Consider the following 481-nt stretch of genomic DNA (forward strand, 5'->3'; position numbering starts at 1 on the left):
TAGGCGGCTGCGGCGACAGAGGAGTCGCCCTTGGCCCGGCTAAACGTCTTGATGCGGGAGTGGTAGATGGCCATGCTGGTTCCGATGTGGACTCCCGCTCTTTATGCCTTCGGTTTGAACTTTGGCAAGCGCGAAGCGCTTGGGGTCCCAGGGGCGAAGCCCTTGGCGCAAGCAATGTCGAAGACATTGCCTAATTGCGCTCTTGCATATTTGTTTTAAGCCATCTCTTTCAGATCTTCTCGATCTCGATAGCAGCTCAAATTCAAGGTGACCGACAACTTGACGCGAGCGATTTTTTTGATTGACTCGTAAACAGACAGAAGAGAAACCAGATGAGCGCGACAAACCACTACCACGATCGAATTCAACGAGCGACCGAACGATTGGCTCAGCTCCAAGCAAGGGACCTGTTGGCAAACCAAAGGCGGGACAGCAAAGCAAGAGACCTTGCAAAGCGCGATAAGGCCAAGCGAAGCCAGCG

The 481-nt window shown here is 53.4% G+C and carries 1 protein-coding gene; it reads right to left on the reverse strand.

Features of this window, described 5'->3' with window-relative positions:
• Positions 1-215: 215 nt before the first annotated feature.
• On the reverse strand, positions 216-481 hold a 266-nt coding region (locus tag KVS69_RS18740), incomplete at its 5' end, for a hypothetical protein (protein WP_217539483.1).

Source organism: Stenotrophomonas sp. GbtcB23, assembly GCF_019091045.1.
GTDB lineage: Bacteria > Pseudomonadota > Gammaproteobacteria > Xanthomonadales > Xanthomonadaceae > Stenotrophomonas > Stenotrophomonas rhizophila_A.